The 15,615-nt window shown below is 57.0% G+C and carries 11 protein-coding genes; 2 read left to right on the top strand and 9 right to left on the bottom strand.

Translation table 11 applies throughout. The features are described 5' to 3' along the window. Window positions 1–54: 54 nt before the first annotated feature. Together CRD18_RS10460 and CRD18_RS10455 are read left to right on the top strand one after the other, a co-directional pair. Window positions 55–2,034: an ATP-dependent DNA helicase gene (locus CRD18_RS10460; protein ID WP_187406719.1), complete on the top strand. Its 1,980-nt coding sequence runs from the start codon at window positions 55–57 to the stop codon at window positions 2,032–2,034. Window positions 2,035–2,216: 182 nt separating this feature from the next. Beyond that, on the top strand, window positions 2,217–3,800 hold the full coding sequence (locus CRD18_RS10455) for an AMP-binding protein (protein WP_042388489.1): 1,584 nt from the start codon (window positions 2,217–2,219) through the stop codon (window positions 3,798–3,800). Here CRD18_RS10455 and CRD18_RS10450 read toward each other — a convergent pair. From CRD18_RS10450 to nrdH, 9 genes are all read right to left on the bottom strand, one after another. Next, the gene (locus CRD18_RS10450) at window positions 3,791–4,594 is read right to left on the bottom strand and encodes a peptidyl-tRNA hydrolase (RefSeq protein WP_049193344.1); all 804 of its coding nucleotides are present in this window, start codon (window positions 4,592–4,594) and stop codon (window positions 3,791–3,793) included. The two genes, CRD18_RS10455 and CRD18_RS10450, sit on opposite strands and share 10 nt — an antisense overlap. Next, a complete protein-coding gene (serB, locus tag CRD18_RS10445) occupies window positions 4,594–5,886 on the bottom strand; it encodes a phosphoserine phosphatase SerB (protein ID WP_049193346.1) in 1,293 nt (430 codons plus the stop codon). The genes CRD18_RS10450 and serB overlap by 1 nt, the downstream gene beginning before the upstream one ends. A gap of 278 nt (window positions 5,887–6,164) precedes the next feature. Continuing rightward, window positions 6,165–7,865: a cytochrome c oxidase subunit I gene (gene ctaD / locus CRD18_RS10440; RefSeq protein ID WP_005511131.1), complete on the bottom strand. Its 1,701-nt coding sequence runs from the start codon at window positions 7,863–7,865 to the stop codon at window positions 6,165–6,167. 330 nt (window positions 7,866–8,195) lie between these two features. After that, window positions 8,196–9,212, bottom strand: coding sequence for a class 1b ribonucleoside-diphosphate reductase subunit beta (gene nrdF, locus CRD18_RS10435; RefSeq protein WP_016422253.1), 1,017 nt, complete (start codon window positions 9,210–9,212; stop codon window positions 8,196–8,198). A gap of 337 nt (window positions 9,213–9,549) precedes the next feature. Next, window positions 9,550–10,995, bottom strand: a complete 1,446-nt coding sequence (locus CRD18_RS10430) for an MFS transporter (RefSeq protein ID WP_016422252.1) — start codon at window positions 10,993–10,995, stop codon at window positions 9,550–9,552. Between the two features lie 50 nt (window positions 10,996–11,045). After that, the gene (deoD, locus tag CRD18_RS10425) at window positions 11,046–11,771 is read right to left on the bottom strand and encodes a purine-nucleoside phosphorylase (RefSeq protein ID WP_016422251.1); all 726 of its coding nucleotides are present in this window, start codon (window positions 11,769–11,771) and stop codon (window positions 11,046–11,048) included. 235 nt (window positions 11,772–12,006) lie between these two features. Next, window positions 12,007–14,151, bottom strand: a complete 2,145-nt coding sequence (gene nrdE / locus CRD18_RS10420) for a class 1b ribonucleoside-diphosphate reductase subunit alpha (RefSeq protein ID WP_172620253.1) — start codon at window positions 14,149–14,151, stop codon at window positions 12,007–12,009. Between the two features lie 173 nt (window positions 14,152–14,324). Then, a complete protein-coding gene (nrdI, locus tag CRD18_RS10415; RefSeq protein ID WP_070767629.1) occupies window positions 14,325–14,747 on the bottom strand; it encodes a class Ib ribonucleoside-diphosphate reductase assembly flavoprotein NrdI in 423 nt (140 codons plus the stop codon). An 85-nt stretch (window positions 14,748–14,832) separates the two neighbouring features. Next, entirely contained in the window at window positions 14,833–15,057 is a 225-nt protein-coding gene (nrdH, locus tag CRD18_RS10410) for a glutaredoxin-like protein NrdH (RefSeq protein WP_005511161.1), read from the bottom strand. Window positions 15,058–15,615: the final 558 nt, after the last annotated feature.

Here is a 15,615-nt window from a genome sequence, read left to right as displayed (position 1 = left end):
GACGATGTTGACGAGCTAGCTTCACCGAGAGCCAGCGTCCATAACGCGGATAGCATCGAAGCTCTTCTCGATGCGGCAGTGAAGGGACTCGGCGGAACGACTCGACCGAATCAGGTCAAAATGTCCCGGTCGGTGGCCTCCGCCTTTGCGCGCGAGCGGCACCTAGCGGTACAGGCAGGCACCGGTACGGGTAAGTCGCTGGCCTACCTGGTGCCTGCCATTGTGCAAGCAATGGAGTCCGACGAGTCTGTAATCGTTTCCACGGCGACCATTGCGCTGCAACGCCAGCTGGTCGAACGCGACTTGCCGCGGCTAGTCAGTTCGCTAGAGCCACACTTGTCCCGCACGCCAACCTTCGCAATCCTCAAGGGCCGCTCGAACTACCTGTGCAAGTCCAAGGTCGGAAATGTCATCAAAGATCCCGTCATGGACGGTGATGAATCCGAGCCGACCGCTATGGGCGGCCCAACTGCTCTACTCAGCGAAGCGCAGCTCAGCCGAACCGCTGCCGAGGTCATGCGGCTACGCGAGTGGGCCAATGACACCGACACCGGCGACCGCGACAGCCTGGACAAGGGCGTCTCCAACGAAGCCTGGCGGCAGGTCTCCGTCACGGCCCGCGAATGCGTCGGCGCCATTTCCTGCCCTTTCGGCGAGGAGTGTTTCGCCGAACAAGCCCGCCGCGAGGCCTCCAACGTCGACATCGTTGTCACCAATCACGCACTGTTGGCCATCGATGCGCTCTCCGACGCCATGATCTTGCCGCAGCACGACTGCGTCGTCATTGACGAGGCTCACGAGCTCGACGGTCGAATCACCTCCGTTGCCACCGACGAGCTCTCCCCTGCCGGTATCACCATGATGGCCCGGCGCGCCCGCAAATTCGGCGCCGCAGAGCAGGTCGATGATGTCACCGATGCCACGGATCTACTCGGCGAGACCGTCGCATTGCTTGCCGACGCCTACAGCGGCGCACTCGAAGAAATTCCCGGTGAGCTGGGAGCGGCACTAGCTTCGCTCCGCGATAGCCTGTGGCAACTGCAAACCACACTGGGCACCTCTGGCTCAGGCGACTCTGGCGGGTCGGGCTCCGGTGGTTCGGGTTCCGACTCTGACAACACTGAACGTCAGACCGTCCGCGCAGCCGTGGAGAATATGCACGACACTGTCGTCCGGATTCTCGAGTTCAGCAGCGACGATGTCGTATGGCTTGGCGAGAACAAGACAGTTTATGTCGCTCCCCTGTCCATCGCAGCACTGCTTCGCGAACGCCTCTTCGGCGAATCCACCGTCGTTTTGACCTCAGCAACACTTGCTCTTGGCGGCAAGTTCGATGCCATGGCCGCCGCTTGGGGGCTTCCCTCCGGTGGGTGGGATGGCTTGGACGTCGGCACGCCCTTTGACCCGCAGAAATCTGGCATCCTCTACGTCGCACGCGACCTGCCACGACCTGGACGCGACGGCGCCACACCAGAGCAGTTCGCGATCATGGAGCGCCTCATCCGCGCCGCTGGTGGGCGAACGCTCGGGCTGTTTTCTTCTCGCCGAGGCGCCGAGGCAGCGGCGGAGGAAATGCGCAAGCGCCTGCCTTACGACGTGCTGTGCCAAGGCGATGACTCTATCGGTGCTCTGGTTGATCGCTTCGCAGCTAATCCGCAGACATGCTTGTTTGGCACGCTGACGCTGTGGCAAGGCGTCGATGTTCCTGGCCCATCGCTATCGTGTGTCATCATCGATCGCATCCCGTTCCCCCGCCCCGACGACCCGCTTTTGTCCGCGCGCTCCGATGCGGCTAATGCCGCTGGCCGAAACGGTTTTATGGAGGTCTCAGCGACACATGCAGCGCTGCTGATGGCGCAGGGTTCTGGTCGTCTGCTACGCCAAGTCGATGACCGCGGGGTTGTTGCGGTACTGGATTCACGGTTGGCTACTGCACGCTATGGTTCCTGGATCGCCGCGTCGATGCCTGACTTCTGGCGGACGACCAACCTGGATATTGCGGCTGGAGCGTTGCAGCGGCTGACCCAAAGCTGATTCAGAGGGGGCTGTCTGGGCTCACGAGGTGACGCTGGATTAGGCATAGTTTCTGGAAAAAATCCCACGCTTTTCTATCCAATACATTATTGTGATGTGAAACACAGCACTGCTACAGTGCCCGAGCTAATGAAGCAGGACACTTGGCAGCCGTGCACGAGATTAGAAAGGCGATTTCCTGCATGCCCCTTTCCAGCAACCTCCCCGACATCGACATCCCGGAGACCTCACTCTTTGAGTTCCTCTTCGGAGAAATTGAGCCACGTCACCAGGACAAGCTTGCAATCGTTGACTCAGGCTCCGAGGTCACCTTCGGTGATCTGAAGGCCAGCATTGAGAAGTTTGCGGGTGCGCTGGCAGCACGTGGGATTAAGAAGGGCGACGTTGTGGCTCTCCACTGCCCCAACTCGACAACCTTCGCGGTCGCTCTTCACGGTGTCCTACGCGCGGGGGCTGTCTGCACGACGGTCGCATCGCTGGCAACTGCGGAGGACATTGAAAACCAACTCCGGATGTCTGACGCGAAGATGATGCTGACGACCTCCTCAATCGGTTGGGCTGGCGCCCACGGCGCTGAGGCTGCTGGTCTGCCGGAAGAGATGATTATCGGCCTGACGGGTCTCCACGGCATGGGCGAGCTGCTTGCCGAGGGGCACGCAGCCCCGGACGTCGACGTATCACCCGATGACGTTGCCGTGATTCCGTTTTCCTCGGGAACCACCGGTGTACCGAAGGGCGTCCAGCTCACTCACCGCAACTTGGTGGCCAACGTCGCTCAGGCGGGTGGAGCTACAGTCAACGCGCTGACCGAGGACACCCCGGCTGTCACTATCCTGCCGTTTTTCCACATCTACGGCCTGACTGCGCTGCTGAATCTGTGCCTGTGGCGCCGCACGACGCAGTACACCATGGGCAAGTTCGACCTCGTCGATTTCCTGTCCATCATCGCCGAGCACAAGGTGAAGTTCGCGTTCATCGCACCGCCTGTAGCTGTGGGCCTGGCCAAGCACCCAGCTGTCGATTCCTTTGACCTGTCCAGCCTGGAGACAATCTTCTCGGGTGCCGCTTCTCTCCAACTTGACCTCGCGGAACAGGTGGAAAAGCGCCTTGACTGCGTGGTCGCACAGGGCTTCGGCATGACCGAGTCCTCGCCAGCAGCCCACATCCGCATCGGCCACGATAGTCCGCTGGACTCGATCGGTCGCGCAGTCCCCAACACTCAGTACAAGATTGTCAACCTCGACTCCGACAGCTTTGAGGAAATCCCGGTTCCCGCCGAGGGGCGCTCGGAGGCAGGTGAGCTATGGATTCATGGTCCACAGGTGATGAAGGGCTACCTCAACAACCCGAAGGCGACGGCAGAGACGCTTGTCGACGGTTGGCTGCGTACCGGCGACGTTGCGGAACTCGACGAACACGGGAATGTGTACATCGTCGACCGCTTCAAGGAACTGATTAAGTACAAGGGCTACCAGGTTCCGCCGGCCGAGCTCGAGTCCGTGCTGCTCAGCCACCCGGATATTGCCGATGCCGCCTGCAGTGGTGTCGTTCGCTCCGACGGCGAGGAGATTCCTAAGGCCTACGTTGTCCTCAAGGCGGGCAAGCAGGTGACTGAAGACGAGATTATGGACTACGTCGCCGACCGCGTCGCACCGTACAAGAAGGTGCGAGCAGTCGAGTTCATGGATGAAATCCCGAAGTCGGCGACGGGCAAGATTCTGCGCAAGGATCTCAAGGCCATGGAGGCAGCACGCGCTCAGTCGTGAGTTACTGCCCCAGGGGTCACCGCCACGGTGACTGAACCGGGTGCAATCTCGGTAAACCCGGCATCCTGAACCTCAACCGCGCGGGGCTCTGGCGCTGGCCACTGCTCCCGCGGTACTTCTTTCACATCTAACGCATAACCACTTTGCGCCCACGCCCAAGCGTCCTCGACCGACAGGCTGGCCGCATAGAGCATCGAGCCGTGTCCAACTTGCGCGGCCACCTTTCCTACGGACATATTCAGGTTTTTGTCCACCCAAATCACTGGCGGAGCAAAGGTGTCAGCGCTCTCATGGTCGCCCGGGGCGCCGGGAGATGTGTTCTCCGGGTCGTCGTAAGGCAAATCGGTGCCGGAAATTTGTAGTTTGGCAATCTCCGGGTAGGTTTCGTCGACAGGCGTTGGCACTAGTGCGCGAGCTTGCGCGCCGTCGACGTCCACGGTGACACCCGGTGCAAGCTGAGCGCGTTGCCAGCCGATATTGCGAGCGCGACGTGTGAGCTTGCGGATGCGCGCACCGTACCAAGACGCCAGACCTTGTTGATAGGCAGAAGTGTCATCGCCTGCGCGTTCGTCCAGGCAACAAGCAACCACAGCCATCGCGGCAGCGCGGAGCAGCGCAGTGCGCGAGGGGCGTTCCTTCTTCGGAACCTCAAGCACAATAGCCATTGCCCACGGCACATCCTCGCCGTGGTCTTCCCTATCAGGTTGCGGCAGGAGATTATGGGCGATACGGAACCACTCCGGTACCGATGATGCGTCCGTGACAGCTGGATCCTTGTGATCCTCGCGTTGCACTACTGCTCCAACGGCACGCGGCGGAAGGTGCCATCTTCGCGGTCGGCATCGTCGATTTCATCGCGGGAAATGCCCAGCATGAACAGAATCGAGTCCATGAATGGAACGTTGACGGACGTGTCAGCGATTTCCTTCAGCGCCGGCTTGGCATTGAAAGCAATACCAAGGCCTGCGACCGACAACATATCGATGTCATTGGCCCCATCGCCGACCGCAACGGTCTGATGCATCTGAAGCCCCGACTCTGCGGCGAACGTCTTGAGGCTGCGGGCCTTCTCCTGCCTATCGACGACATCGCCGACCACGCGTCCAGTCAGCTTTCCGTCCTCGACCTCGAGGGTATTCGCCTTGTAAAAGTCCAGACCGAGATCCTTTGCCAGCGGCTCCAAGATCTGGATAAAGCCACCGGAGACAGCACCACACTTGTAACCGAGGCGCTTCAGCGTGCGGATCGTGGTGCGGGCGCCTGGAGTCAGCTCGATGGAGTTAGTGACTTCCTCTAGGACACTGACCGGCAGGCCAGCCAGAGCCTTAACTCGCTCATGCAGTGACTCGGCGAAGTCCAGCTCACCGCGCATAGCGCGCTCTGTAACCGCTGCAACCTCCGCCTCGCGACCAGCATGGGCGGCCAGCATCTCAATGACCTCACCGGTAATCAAGGTCGAGTCCACATCGAAACAAATCAAGCGCTTGGAGCGGCGTTGCAAACCAGCGCGTTCAATTGCGATGTCAATGTCCTGGTCCTGTGCAAGCTCGGCCAGTGCCTTACGCAGCGGAATGCCCGCACCCGGCTTCGGGTCCGGAATAGAGACCAGCAATTCCAGGCCAGTGACTGGGTAGTCAGCAATACCGCGAATGGAATCGATGTTTGCACCGTAATCAGCAAGAGTGCGGCCGATACGGGAAATATCCTCAGCGTTGACCGGATTGCCCAACACGACAAGTGCGTGGGTGGAGCCATCGCTGCGCTCAATCGGGGCATCCAGCTGGAAACTGACAGTCATGCCGTGAGGCTTCAGTGTTTCAATGAGTCCCTCACGGAGAACACCGACCTTTTCTTCTGTGACACCAACAAGCGCACCGAGGCTCAGATTAGAGCGGAACACCGACTGTTCCACATCCAAAATTTGAACTCCGTGGGCCGCGAGCACGCGGAAGAAAGCTGCGGAGACACCCGGGCGGTCTCGGCCAACAGCGGTAATAAGCACCGGAGCTAGTCCCGGTGCCAACGAAACCGATAGAGCATCGGTATCTACAGACTGACTGGGAGAGATAATTACCTGTTCATTCACCAATCCAGTATCGCATGAAGCCCCGGCAGAGTGCTCATCGCATAGTGGGATTCCGCACTTCAGTGGGTGGCCAGTGACAGGCGCTAGCCATCGCCCTGCTCTCTTGCCCTTCTGGCGCTCCCTGCCCCCCCCTGCTCTCCCTGCGCTCTCTTACTGCCTCTTCCCTAGGAAAGACTCTCAAAGACAAGACTAAGGCCCCATCACGGAGAACCGTGATGGGGCCTTAGCTTCGCGTAGTTATTAACTCAGAGTTGCATCAGCCATGTAGCCACTAGCTCTTAGAGCTGACGACCAACGTGGGCCTCTGCGCGCTGACGCTCAACCATGTGCGGGTAGTGCAGCTCGAACGCCGGGCGCTCCGAGCGGATGCGCGGCATCGAGGTGAAGTTGTGGCGCGGCGGCGGGCAAGAAGTAGCCCACTCGAGGGAGTTACCGTAACCCCACGGGTCATCAACAGTGACGACCTCACCGTAGCGCCAGGACTTGAAGACGTTCCAGACAAACGGGATAACAGACAGACCCAGGATGAACGCACCAACGGTGGAGATCATGTTCAGGGTGGTGAAACCGTCAGTCTCGAGGTAGTCGGCGTAACGACGCGGCATACCCTCGTTACCCAGCCAGTGCTGGACCAGGAAGGTCAGGTTGAAGCCGATGAAGGTCAGCCAGAAGTGAACCTTTGCCAGCTTCTCGTCGAGCATACGACCAGTCATCTTCGGGAACCAGAAGTAAACGCCCGAGTAGGAAGCGAAGACCAGGGTACCGAACAGGGTGTAGTGGAAGTGCGCCACGACGAAGTAAGTATCAGAGACGTGGAAGTCCAGCGGTGGGGAAGCCAGCATAATACCGGTCAAACCACCGAACAGGAAGGTCACGATGAAGCCGAGAGCGAAAGTCATCGGAGCCTCGAAGGTCATGTGGCCACGCCACATGGTGCCCATCCAGTTGATGAACTTAACACCGGTCGGGACCGAAATCAGGAAGGTCATGAACGAGAAGAACGGAAGCAGAACGCCACCGGTCACGAACATGTGGTGTGCCCACACAGCCATGGACAGACCTGCAATAGACAGGGTTGCGAAGACCATACCTGCGTAGCCGAACAGCGGCTTACGGGAAAAGACCGGAACGACCTCGGTGATGATGCCCACGAACGGCAACAGCAGGACGTAGACCTCTGGGTGACCGAAGAACCAGAACAGGTGCTGCCACAGCATTGCGCCACCGTTTGCCGGGTCGTAAATGTGACCGCCCAGCTTACGGTCGTACAAAACACCAAGAGCAGCTGCAGTCAGAATCGGGAAGATCAGCAGAGCCAGGATCGAGGTAACCAGGATGTTCCAGGTGAAGATTGGCATACGGAACATGGTCATGCCTGGTGCACGGAGGCACAGGACAGTGGTGGTCATGTTAATGGCGGAAGCGATGGTACCGACACCACCAACACCGACACCGACAATCCACAGGTCAGAACCGACACCCGGAGAGTGAATCGGGTCAGACAGCGGGGAGTACATGGTCCAACCGAAGTCAGCAGCACCACCCGGGGTCAGGAAGCCCGACAGCATCAGAATGCCACCAATGGTGGTCAGCCAGAAGCCGAAAGCGTTCAGACGCGGGAAAGCCACGTCCGGAGCACCAATCTGAAGTGGCAGAATGTAGTTAGCAAAACCCCAAACAATCGGGGTACCGAACAGAAGCAGCATCACCGTGCCGTGCATGGTGAACATCTGGTTGAACTGCTCGTTAGAAAGGAACTGAAGTCCTGGGGCGAAGAGCTCAGCACGGATAAGCAGAGCCATCAGACCGCCGACAAAGAAGAACGAGAAGGACATAATGATGTACATGATGCCCAGCTTCTTGTGGTCGGTCGTGGTCAGCATTTCCCACGCCCAGCTGCCCTTACGCTCATGTCCGAACGGCTGCGGCCGTTCCGGCGCTACAACGCCATGATCTGGACGAGGCGCTACTGCAGTCATTCTTCCTCCTTACTACGCGAAGATTTCCTGTAACTCACTACAGGGATTTTAAGTTTTGTCCTTGTGAGAATAGTGCAGGCGAGTACGCGACGGCGAACCCACCTACCGCTATGTGCCAGATTCTAGTCTGAACCTTGGAAAAAGTTAAGGCTAAGGGATTTTCCGGCTCACTTCCCCACTCAGCTAAGCACACTATTAGTTTCCTGAGAATTGTCTTAACCTGGGCTAACGCCTATTTAGCAGGAACCGTCGAGGCTAGGACTACTACCCCCGTGTGTGTGCTGTCACCAGAGTGAGGCTCGATGCGGAATGTTCCCTACACCTGTGCTTTTAGAAGTCCCAGTCCTCATCCTCGGTTACTTCAGCCTTACCCATGACGTAGGAAGAGCCGGAACCCGAGAAGAAGTCGTGGTTTTCGTCAGCATTCGGCGACAGGGCCGACAGGATCGACGGCGAAACGCGAGTCTCGTCGGCCGGGAACATACCCTCATAGCCCAAGTTGTTCAGAGCCTTGTTGCCGTTGTAACGCAAGAAACGCTTGACATCCTCGGTCCAACCGAGTTCGTCGTACATCTCTTCGGTGTACTGAATCTCGTTGTCGTAGAGATCAAACATGAGGTCGAAGGTGTAATCCTTCAGCTCGTCACGTTCGGCCTGGGTCAGACGCTCCAGGTTGCGCTGGTACTTGTAACCGATGTAGTAACCGTGAACTGCCTCATCACGAATGATTAGGCGAATAATGTCCGCGGTGTTGGTCAGCTTGGCGTGGCTGGACCAGTACATCGGCAGGTAGAAGCCCGAGTAGAACAGGAAGGACTCCAGCAAAGTGGAAGCAACCTTCTTCTTCTGCGGATTATCGCCCTCGTAGTAGTCGAGGATAATCTTGGCCTTCTTCTGCAGGTACTCATTCTCCTCGCCCCAACGGAACGCATCCTGAATCTCAGGAGTCGACGCCAGCGTCTGGAAAATCGACGAGTAGCTCTTTGCGTGCACCGATTCCATGAAGGCGATATTGGTGTACACAGCTTCCTCGTGCGGAGTCAGCGCATCTGGAATGAGTGATACTGCACCTACCGTGCCCTGGATGGTGTCCAGCATGGTCAGACCAGTGAACACGCGCATCGTGGTGCGCTGCTCCAGTGCGTTGAGCGTATTCCAGCTCTTGATGTCATTCGACAGCGGCACCTTTTCCGGCAACCAGAAGTTACCGGTCAGACGATCCCAAACCTCGAGATCCTTATCATCAGGAATCGTGTTCCAGTCAATAGCCGCAACTGGGCATGCACGCGACTCTGGATTCTTCTCACGGTGGGCCGGAGTCGAGGGTGGGCAATCATCGAAACTCACGTGGAAACCTCTCCCTTTTTCATTGATATTGCCGTTTTTCGAACACACCTTATATATAAGGAACGTCCTTCACTCTTTACGAGTTCAAACAGCGACTGCAGCGGTGGCTATTCCAGCCTTGTCCCACTACAAAACGTCAGGCTCCCGATGAAAGGAGCCACTACCCTTAGCAGCTTACCCACACCCGCATTATTAAGCACGCGGCCTAGAAGAAATCGCCCCACTTGCCGAGTCTTGTTCCCGGTGCCCCTCCCCTAACCCCACGTCACACAAAGAACAAGGTGCTTGACGACGCAATGTCCGTCGTCAAGCACCAAGCGCAAGATGTTGCGCGAACCTAGGCGTGAACCTTCTCTCGGTTTTCCGCCGTGTCGTTGATGATGCGGTCGGAGATGACGTACACCAGCAAACCTACGACAGCCATGAGCGCGAGCAACCAAGCGATGGTAGCGGAGACCCCTTCTGCTTCAGACTGCGCGATGGAGAGGGTGCTGAAGAAGGCCGGTCGAGAATCAACAAGCATGGCCGTTAACGCGATGCCAACCGGTACGGCAATGTTGATCGTCAGATTGTAGAAACCGATTGCAACACCGGACTTGGCGGCAGGAATGTTCTGCAGTGCGGTCGCGACCAACGGCGCATACATGAGCGCGAACCCTGATGGGAACAGAATCATGGAGACGATAACCGTGGCAACACCGGCCCCCGGCAGCACTGCGGGGATGAGCAACGCCACGATGATGATGCTGATAGCCGCGACAATGGCCTGCTTCGAGGGCAGGAACTTGGCAACCTTGCCAGACATTACACCGACGATGACAGCGCAGAGGTAGCCCGGCGCGAGGATATAGGCAGCACCGTCGAGGTTGATGCCATAGAGCTCGTCGACCATATACGGCAACAGAATGGCCGAATACCCCAACTGGACCATGTAAACCACGAGCACAACAATCAGCGCGCAAACGTAGCGAGCATTGGTAAAGAACGACGGGCTGACCACGGCGTTGTCATGTGTCCGGATGTGCCAGACAAAGAGCGCGACGCCCAGCGCAGCGGCAACCAGCCACCACCATTGGAACTGCTGCATGAACAGCATCACCGCAGTGGCGATGACCGCGATGAGGAACAGGCCAAAGATATCCAGGTGACTCTTCTGCTGCTGCTCCTCCGGAACTGTCTTGATCAGGAACGGAATGGCAACTATCAGAATGAGCGAAATCAGGAACATAGCCGGCCAGGAAATGTAGGTAGCCACGATTCCCGAGGTCAACGTTCCAATCAGCAGCGCGGCTTGGAAGGCCGCGGTGGAAAAGCCGAGGTAGGTTTTCTGATCTTCTGGGCTTAGGTACTTGGTGACATAGATGACGTAGAGTGTCTCAGCCGCCGCCAGGCCGGCAGTTTGAATAATGCGGGCAGTAAGCACGATTGGCCATACTCCCTGGAAGAAATAACCCAGTAGAGAGCCCACGGCGACGAAGCCGATACCGACAATCATCAATTTGCGGATACTGATGCTGTCCGCCAATGCGGCGTACACCACCGCTCCAATGCCAATCAAGATACCGGCGAGTGTCGCCTGCAGACTGGCCGTGGAGACACTGAGGTCCAGAGATTCCGCAATCGGCTTGGTCATGAACTTAAAGCCATTGTCCAAGACCAAACAGAATACAAAGGAAAACAGCAAGACCGGGACTGCGGCCTTAGGGTTTGGCGCGGCAGCCTTGGACGCTGCGCTTTCACGGGGATTCACGTTCAAGCTGGTATTGCTGGCGGGATTGCTCATCGCACTGTACCTATTTCACACTTCAAGCCAATTGATTGCGGACCAGGACACTAGAGTCGAGCCAGCGGCAATGCCAGCTCCATCATCGTCGTGAAGGCCTTCTCACGTTCTTCCGGAGTGGTCTTTCCACCGGTGACGATGTTGTCCGACACAGTGAAGATTCCCATGGCCTCCACACCGGCCTCGGCGGCGGTGGCATAAAGGCCAGCAGATTCCATCTCCACCGCCAGCACACCCATGCGTGCCCAACGGTCGTTCACATCATCCTGGAAGTTGTAGAAAATATCGCTGGACAAGATGTTGCCGACGTGTGTAGTGATGCCCTGCTCGCGGGCACGATCGCGAACATCTTCAATCAGACGGAAAGATGCGGACGGGGCGAACGTTCCCGGCAAGTTGTACTGCGATAGAAAATTGGAGTCCGTCGATGCCGTCTGGCCGATAACCACGTCATACAGGTCCAGCTCCGGCTGCAACGCGCCGCAGGAACCGACGCGAATCAGCTTCTTGCAGCCGAAAACATGGATAAGTTCCCAGGAGTACAGCGAGATAGACGGAATGCCCATACCGGATCCCATGACGGACACTTCCTGCCCCTGGTAGGTGCCGGTAAAGCCCAACATGTTGCGAACTTTGTTGAACTGAACGACATCGTCCAAATAGGTCTCCGCAATGAACTTGGCACGCAGCGGGTCACCTGGCAACAAAATGGTTTCTGCAATCGGCGCACCCTTTGGGTTGATGTGTGGAGTGCTCTTACCAGTGGTATCGGACATGGCTTCCAGCCCCTTCCCCCACTAGCCGTGGGTGAAAATTATGCGAACATTGGTGTACCACTGCCCAGGTTAATTACCTGGATTACAACCGTCAATAGTGATATTTACATTTGTTCCCAATTGGGTGGAGTGACGAAAAAGGCGCGAGAATCTCCCGGCAAAACTCGGGGAAATTCTCGCGCCTTCAATGCGCTACAACTGAAGCACTAGATGCCTAGCCCTCAAGCACGCTTGCTTAAAGCATGCAGGATACGCAACCCTCGACCTCAGTACCCTCCAGCGCAACCTGACGCAGGCGGATGTAGTACAGAGTCTTAATACCCTTGCGCCATGCGTAAATCTGCGCACGGTTGAGGTCACGAGTGCTCACCGTGTCCTTGAAGAACAAGGTCAGCGACAGTCCCTGGTCAACATACTTGGTAGCGACCGCGTAAGTGTCAATGATCTTCTCGTAGCCGATTTCGTAGGCGTCCTGGAAGTACTCACGGTTGTCATTGTCCAAGTGCGGAGCCGGATAGTATACGCGACCGATCTTGCCCTCCTTGCGAATCTCAATCTGAGATGCAATCGGGTGAATCGACGAGGTCGAGTTGTTGATGTAGGAAATCGAACCGGTCGGCGGCACTGCCTGCAGGTTACGGTTGAACAGGCCGTACTCCATGACGTCGGCCTTCAGTTGCGCCCAGTCCTCAGCGTCCGGAATGTGCGCGGTGGAGTTCTCGAAGATCTCCTTGACGTGCTGAGTCTTCGGCTGGAACTCTGCCGGATCGAAGTTATCGAAGTACTTGCCGCTGGCGTAGTCAGAGTTCTCAAAGTTGACGAACTTCTGACCGCGCTCGCGAGCAATCTTGTTGGATGCGCGCAGGACTGCGTAGAGCACTGCTGCGAAGTAGGCGTTGGTGAAGTCCAGGCCCTCTTCCGAGCCGTACATAATCTTCTCGCGGCCAAGGTAGCCGTGCAGGTTCATCTGCCCCAGGCCGATGGCGTGAGATCCGTCGTTGCCCTTGCGAATCGATGGCACCGAGTCAATAGAAGTCTGCTCACTGACCGCAGTCAGGCCACGGATGGCAGTCTCGACAGTGCGACCAAAGTCCGGCGAGTCCATGGTCATCGCAATATTCAGCGAACCGAGGTTACAGGAAATGTCCTCACCCACGTGCTCGTAGGACAGGTCCGCATTGTAGGTCGACGGGGTGTTGACCTGCAGAATCTCCGAGCAGAGGTTCGACATGTTAATGCGGCCCTCAATCGGGTTCGCGCGGTTAACCGTGTCCTCGAACATGATGTACGGGTAGCCGGACTCAAACTGAATCTCAGCGATGGTCTGGAAGAACTGACGCGCGTTGATCTTCTGCTTACGAATACGCGGGTCCTCGACCATATCCGCGTAATTCTCGGTGATGCTAATGTCCGCGAACGGCTTACCGTAGACACGCTCGACATCGTACGGGCTGAAGAGGTACATGTCGTCGTTACGCTTGGCCAGCTCGAACGTGATGTCCGGAATGACAACGCCGAGCGACAGCGACTTGATGCGAATCTTCTCGTCCGCGTTCTCACGCTTGGTATCCAGGAAGCGCATGATGTCCGGGTGGTGCGCGTGCAGGTAGACAGCGCCTGCTCCCTGGCGAGCACCCAGCTGGTTAGCGTAGGAGAAGGAGTCCTCCAGCAGCTTCATAACCGGGATGACACCGGAAGACTGATTCTCGATGTGCTTAATCGGAGCGCCCTGTTCACGCAGGTTGCTCAGCAGCAGCGCCACACCACCGCCGCGCTTGGACAGCTGCAGCGAGGAGTTGATGGCGCGGCCAATGGACTCCATGTTGTCCTCGATACGCAGCAGGAAGCAGCTCACCGGCTCGCCGCGCTGGGCCTTACCGGAGTTGAGGAATGTAGGAGTAGCAGGCTGGAAGCGTCCGGCGATGATCTCATCAACCAGGTGCTGCGCGAGCCCCAAGTCGCCGTCGGCAAGCGTAAGAGCAACCATGCACACACGGTCTTCGTAGCGCTCCAAGTAACGCTTGCCGTCGAAAGTCTTCAGCGTGTACGAGGTGTAGTACTTGTAAGCACCCAGGAAAGTCTGAAAACGGAACTTGTGGGCGTAGGCCTGCTTGAACAGCGCCTTGACGTCCTCAAATTCGTACTTCTCCAGAACCTCAGCCTCGTAGTAATGGTTCTCTACCAGGTAATCGAGCTTCTCCCGCAAGTTATGGAAGAACACAGTGTTCTGATTGACATGCTGCAAGAAGAACTGTCGCGCAGCCATGCGGTCCTTATCGAACTGAATCTTGCCGTCTTCACCGTACAGATTCAGCAGCGCATTGAGCGCGTGGTAATCCAGCTTGTCCTCGCCCACCGGCTCCGCGACCTGCTTGCCCATTTCCGACACGTTGACTCCTTTAATATTCATTTGCCTGCGCAGGGTCTGTTCAATCACTGCCCAGAGCAATCCAATCTAGCTATTTTCCTCGCGCACCGCTTTACGACGGCTTCCGCGAGCGCACCCATTCGGTTGTCTCAGTGCCCCTTCCCTCGACACTGAGGCTAGCCAACTTAAGCGCTGGCTCTACCGTGGAAGAACTCCTCTAGCCCTTCTCTGACTCGCTGCACATCATGGTCGGTTCCCATCAGCTCGAAGCGATATAAATATGGAACCTTGCACTTGTAGGAGATGACATCCCCTGCTTTACAGAAGTCCTCACCGAAGTTGAGATTGCCGGCAGCAATCACACCTCGGATGAAAGAGCGGTTGTGCTCATTATTAAGAAATTTGATGACCTGCGGAGGAACTGGCCTTGAGTTACCACCGCTGATGGAAACGCCACCACCATAAGTCGGACAAATGAGGACATAGGGCTCATCGACGATAAGCTCCGGCTCATTACGACGGATGGGAATGCGGGCATTTTTGATACCTAGCTTTTCAACAAACTTGTGTGTATTCCCCGTCGCCGAGGAGAAATACACCACCAGCATGAGAGCTTCACCCTTTACATCGCAAAACCCCCGCAATCTTCGCTTCCCGGGTGGTCAACGAAATCTGCGGAGAGGTGTGTGATTCTTACGCTGCCTGGAGAGCCTTGATGCGATCCGGACGGAAACCCGACCAGGTCTCAGTGCCAGTGTCAACGACCGGCGCCTGGAGGTGACCGAGAGCCATGACGTAGTCCCGAGCCTCATCGTCCATGGTGATGTCGACGATATCGTAGGCAATTCCAGCCTTATCGAGGGCACGAGTGGTAGCGCGGCACTGGACACATGCAGGCTTGCTGTAAACGGTAACCATGACTCTCACAAACTTTCTGGCTTTGGGTAAGACCAATGAATCGGATCGACTTCGTACAAACAACGGAAGCGGCCGAGGAATCAGCGGATTGGTTGAATGACCGAAAGCTCCCAGGGTTCATGAGAAACCGAGTACGGGTGGCAGACAGGTCCTTTTAGCTCTCCTTGGCTCGACATCGAAAACACTACACTTGGTGCCTAGAAAACTCTAGTCATACTAGATGTAGTACTCACAACCATGGTATTCCCTGTTCGGAGATCTCTGGCGCACAAGATGTTGTACACAGACGCACCACAACCTTGTAATTTCACGCTAAAAATTCTAGAAAATCGTAGAAAAACAACTATCGGTGGATTTTGGTTAAACCAATTACTGCATGACGCCCCGCAGCCGACCGCACCGATTCCAGGCGCCGCAGTGTCCCCGCCCTGCCTTTGTCCCTCCCCTACCCAACTTCGGATTCCGCAGCGATCTCAAAAATCGCGGGCTGCACATATGAACACGGGCTGCACATATGAAACTGTGCGAGTTTATGACACTTTCAAGCCAATTTTCGGG

The sequence above is a fragment of the Corynebacterium sp. LK31 genome, from assembly GCF_014335015.1.
In the GTDB taxonomy this organism is placed as follows: domain Bacteria; phylum Actinomycetota; class Actinomycetes; order Mycobacteriales; family Mycobacteriaceae; genus Corynebacterium; species Corynebacterium jeikeium_D.
The sequence above is the reverse complement of the archived record's forward strand: the minus strand, read 5'-3'. Positions and strand labels throughout refer to the sequence as shown.

Excerpts from the sequence above, each read along its gene's own strand:
- CRD18_RS10455 (WP_042388489.1), top strand. The coding sequence starts at position 2,217 with ATGCCCCTTTCCAGCAACCTCCCCGACATCGACATCCCGGAGACCTCA.
- ctaD (WP_005511131.1), bottom strand. The coding sequence starts at position 7,865 with ATGACTGCAGTAGCGCCTCGTCCAGATCATGGCGTTGTAGCGCCGGAA.
- CRD18_RS10430 (WP_016422252.1), bottom strand. The coding sequence starts at position 10,995 with ATGAGCAATCCCGCCAGCAATACCAGCTTGAACGTGAATCCCCGTGAA.
- deoD (WP_016422251.1), bottom strand. The coding sequence starts at position 11,771 with ATGTCCGATACCACTGGTAAGAGCACTCCACACATCAACCCAAAGGGT.
- nrdE (WP_172620253.1), bottom strand. The coding sequence starts at position 14,151 with ATGGGCAAGCAGGTCGCGGAGCCGGTGGGCGAGGACAAGCTGGATTAC.
- nrdI (WP_070767629.1), bottom strand. The coding sequence starts at position 14,747 with ATGCTGGTGGTGTATTTCTCCTCGGCGACGGGGAATACACACAAGTTT.
- nrdH (WP_005511161.1), bottom strand. The coding sequence starts at position 15,057 with ATGGTTACCGTTTACAGCAAGCCTGCATGTGTCCAGTGCCGCGCTACC.